Raw genomic sequence first — 3449 nt, forward strand, 5'->3', positions numbered from 1 at the left:
GATATTCTTAGAGTCAAAGTTGCACGCAAGAAGCCATAGATGCCAGCCATTCTTAGAGGAAATTGGTAAAGGGGCGATCGCTAAACTAATTCTTAGGGTCTGGTAGATGCTTTTAAGAGCTTACCTACTTTGTATACCAATTAGACAGCTATAGCTAGGGATTAAACCCCCACATCGTCTGTGCGGTTCTCCCTGTGTTCATAGCTCAATTTGACAATTGATTTTTGGCAGTTGAAAAGTTCAATTCCTGTTGAACATTTTTGGCATCATCATACAGATTTGTCACTCTCAAATCATTACTTGGACAGCTAACATCTGGAGATTTCTGCCCTTGATACCTGACTTGTGTTGACGTACCAAATGAAACAGATTTACCACATGGTTTGTACGGTAATTTTGATAGCGGTTTCGCTGCTGAAATATCATTGAAAAATTTCGTAGCTGTATTTACTTTGATTTCACCTACACCTTTTCTGTTGCAAACAGTATAAGTTGCCTTGCCTGATGGCAATACACGAATTCTATAGTTACAGGTATTTGTAGAACCACTATTAAGAATAACTGCTGGCTGTTCAGCATTAGAAGTTTGTGCAAGTATTCTCAGAGGAAAAACACATAAAGGTGTAGCTAGCAATACCGAAACTATACTAATTTTATATATGTTAAAAACTTTCACTTTCACCTCACACTGATTTCTTGAGTTATCTAAAAAATCCTGTAATAGCACTAGCTTGGTTACTACTTGATTAAGCAATATCAGATTTGTGACCAGCGCAGTTACTAGACAGAAATTATAGGGATTTTTTAAACTATAATTGACTGTGTACTTTTTAGATATGTCATTAAAATGTCAATGTTGTGTCAGAATCACACATATTTTTTATGTAGTATCCCAAGAATTGACGCTATGCCCATACGCCAGCAAGAAATGCGCTCTTCGAGGCAGAAAGTAGCTTAAAAATTTCTTAGCTTAAATAGTAGAAGCGTCTCACCTACCCGATAGGGAGGTGATGAGATGAATACACGTGAGTGACGAATTGACCAACGAGCAAAACCATCGCATAGCGAAATCAGCAATATTGGTCGATGATAGCGAAGCGTTAGCGGGTACTCCCGCGTCGGAATGAACACTTTGTTGGTTTTCTTCAAAATATTTGATATAATTTTAATCACATAGGTGCAACTCAATTAAATGCTGAAAAGCAGCCGATGAAAAAAGTTCAAATGTTGAAGTAGTAGATATTGACAGCTTTTTTAGTGTAGCGACCACCCCCGAAGATTGGCATCGGGATGATGAAAAGGCTATAGTTGCCAGATTTCAAAAACTACTAGAGATAATAAAATCGAGATCAAAAAACCCGCAGGTGTATCGCTTAGGACAAATCGAAATTGATGCTTACATCGTCGGGGAAACCTCAACAGGTGATTTAGCAGGGCTTTCAACTAAAGTTGTAGAAACTTGATTAACTACTGAATGTTCAATTTTAAATAACTTAGTGCAACTATTATTAAGCGATCGCACAAGCGCTGACTTGTCAGTTTGCGCGATCGCAGACTCTTGACGTTGGCAAATTCGTATTCAGGTCAGGCTTATGCAGAGTTAGCGATCGCTCAAGGAGCGCAGCAGAATACAGAACAATCTCTTGCTATCAAAACTGATATCAAATACCTGAACAAAAATCCCCACCCAGCGAGATGATTCGCGTGCCTGCTGCCTTAATTCCAGTAGTTAGAAAACTATCCAAACTGCACTGAGAGGGACATACAATCGCCTTGCTGCAAGGCTTAGAGGAATTAATATCTAAGTTTGATAGCAATATTGATATCGATGTTGCCCCAATCAGTAAATCAGTTTTTCAATATGACGCTTGGTAGATTTAGCCTGAAATTCCGACCAGCGATCGCTCGACTTGATTTGAGCCAGCATTCCTTCCTTAGCAAAGTAACCTCTTTGCATAGCAGTCTTTTGACCAACCCCCTGCGATTGCTGAAGCTGAACTTGAGTTTGAGAAGGAATTTTTGTTGTTCCTGCAACAAAGCAAGCTTTAGATCATACTCCAATCACTTGAAGGCAAACTATTTTAAATAGTGTCGCAGCCATGACCATACTTCATTTTTGAGATTAACAGGCTCTGGATTAGGCAAAAGAGTTAATGGTTTTGTTTGGGCAATACTGTTCATGGAAAGTACACAAATAGTTAATTCCCCATCTGTGTAATATTTGTCACCTCCTCCATTATGACCTTGCCATGTGGCTCCGACACCTGTGACTTGATATAATTGGGCAATCTGGTGTGTATTTCCAATACTGTTAATCAGGTTATCTCTTTCAAGATCAATGTTTGCATCAATGCGGTGAGTAATTTGTCCTGTGCGGTGGCTAAGTTCGACGCTTTGATCAAATGTCGCAGAACCTAACCACAGAGGTCTATGATCACTACTCAAGTCGTTCGATTGCCACAAGCGCACATGGTGTCTAGCTTTGGCATTATTGCCCACGGGTAGTTCAAAAGACACGTCCTGTTTGCGTCCCCATAAATATAAATTACTCACAGGTGCAGTTGGGTAAGAATTCTTGAGGAGAACACTTTTAGCAATCCCAGCACTGGAGCGTAAGGTGATCGGGTCTGCTGGATACCAACCTACTGCCAGTAGCGTCTGTACCACTTCTGCTGTTGTACCTACAAATCCAATATTCAGAGGATCTCCAGAGATCCCTTCTGCCGTTTGCGTTGTTTTCGGAGAATGTTCGAGCTTTGGGTTATGTTCGTAGTGACGCCACAGTCCTGGTAAAACGATATAACTGAGCAGTCCATATAAGCCGAATAAACCAACTAACGTCCCAAAAATGTACCAAAAGGAATGTCGATGTTTTGGGCGTGCGTCACTATTTGAGTTAGAGGCTTGTTGCATTTGAACCCGGTGATCAAGCTATATTTCCTTTTTTAACTAATTCGGCGGAATTCCCCATCCGTCTATACGGTGGGGATGGATAGCTTTCTTGACGACGAAAACACCTCCGACTAATATTAACCGCAGGTTGATTGAGAAGTGGGGTGGTTGAGAAGTCGCCAATTATTTAATCATCGCACCCTTAGAAACAATGTTTGTGAACTACCCACACTGACCTGACGGTAGAGTGTGGGCTTCCAGTTTCACGGAGGATTGCCGCATCTTGGATTTGCGTCCGCGAATTGGTCTTACATCCTCTCCACTGGCGTTAGCCTCCCGCGTCCCAGAGGAGGACAGCATTCTGATACCTTTTGCTCTAATATTCATCGCTGCGTTTACTATCCCATTACCGCCCTTACCGATACCAGTAATAGAATTGTTTCCTTCACCTCCCTTAATCTGGCTACCACCACTGTTGAAAATGCCTGTAGCATCTACTCCAACATTACCACTACCATTTCTGGAGATGGAATCGTTCCCTTCTCCTCCATTAATAT

Annotated in this window: 4 protein-coding genes and 3 pseudogenes; 3 read left to right on the forward strand and 4 right to left on the reverse strand. The window is 41.2% G+C overall.

What is annotated here, in order from left to right:
* Positions 1-205: 205 nt before the first annotated feature.
* A complete protein-coding gene (locus tag ACYTXL_RS06850; RefSeq protein WP_461924048.1) occupies positions 206-754 on the reverse strand; it encodes a hypothetical protein in 549 nt (182 codons plus the stop codon).
* A 469-nt stretch (positions 755-1223) separates the two neighbouring features.
* Between ACYTXL_RS06850 and ACYTXL_RS06855 the strand changes: the two are divergent.
* The 3 genes and pseudogenes from ACYTXL_RS06855 to ACYTXL_RS06865 form a co-directional block, all read left to right on the forward strand.
* A pseudogene (locus ACYTXL_RS06855) lies at positions 1224-1463 on the forward strand (nuclease A inhibitor family protein); the annotation flags it as partial.
* Positions 1464-1564: 101 nt separating this feature from the next.
* A complete protein-coding gene (locus ACYTXL_RS06860) occupies positions 1565-1699 on the forward strand; it encodes a hypothetical protein (RefSeq protein ID WP_461924049.1) in 135 nt (44 codons plus the stop codon).
* Positions 1666-1860, forward strand: a pseudogene (locus ACYTXL_RS06865) (hypothetical protein); the annotation flags it as partial. The gene ACYTXL_RS06860 and the pseudogene ACYTXL_RS06865, both read left to right, overlap by 34 nt.
* Here the strand turns inward: ACYTXL_RS06865 and ACYTXL_RS06870 are convergent.
* The 3 genes and pseudogenes from ACYTXL_RS06870 to ACYTXL_RS06880 all read right to left on the reverse strand — a co-directional run.
* On the reverse strand, positions 1841-1957 hold the full coding sequence (locus ACYTXL_RS06870) for a DUF4337 family protein (protein WP_461924050.1): 117 nt from the start codon (positions 1955-1957) through the stop codon (positions 1841-1843). The pseudogene ACYTXL_RS06865 and the gene ACYTXL_RS06870 sit on opposite strands and share 20 nt — an antisense overlap.
* 119 nt (positions 1958-2076) lie before the next feature.
* Positions 2077-2913: an LssY C-terminal domain-containing protein gene (locus ACYTXL_RS06875; RefSeq protein ID WP_461924051.1), complete on the reverse strand. Its 837-nt coding sequence runs from the start codon at positions 2911-2913 to the stop codon at positions 2077-2079.
* Between the two features lie 201 nt (positions 2914-3114).
* A pseudogene (locus tag ACYTXL_RS06880) lies at positions 3115-3449 on the reverse strand (hypothetical protein); the annotation flags it as partial.

The organism is Nostoc sp. (assembly GCF_054880495.1).

Excerpts from the sequence above, each read along its gene's own strand:
- ACYTXL_RS06870 (WP_461924050.1), bottom strand. The coding sequence starts at position 1,957 with ATGCAAAGAGGTTACTTTGCTAAGGAAGGAATGCTGGCTCAAATCAAG.
- ACYTXL_RS06875 (WP_461924051.1), bottom strand. The coding sequence starts at position 2,913 with ATGCAACAAGCCTCTAACTCAAATAGTGACGCACGCCCAAAACATCGA.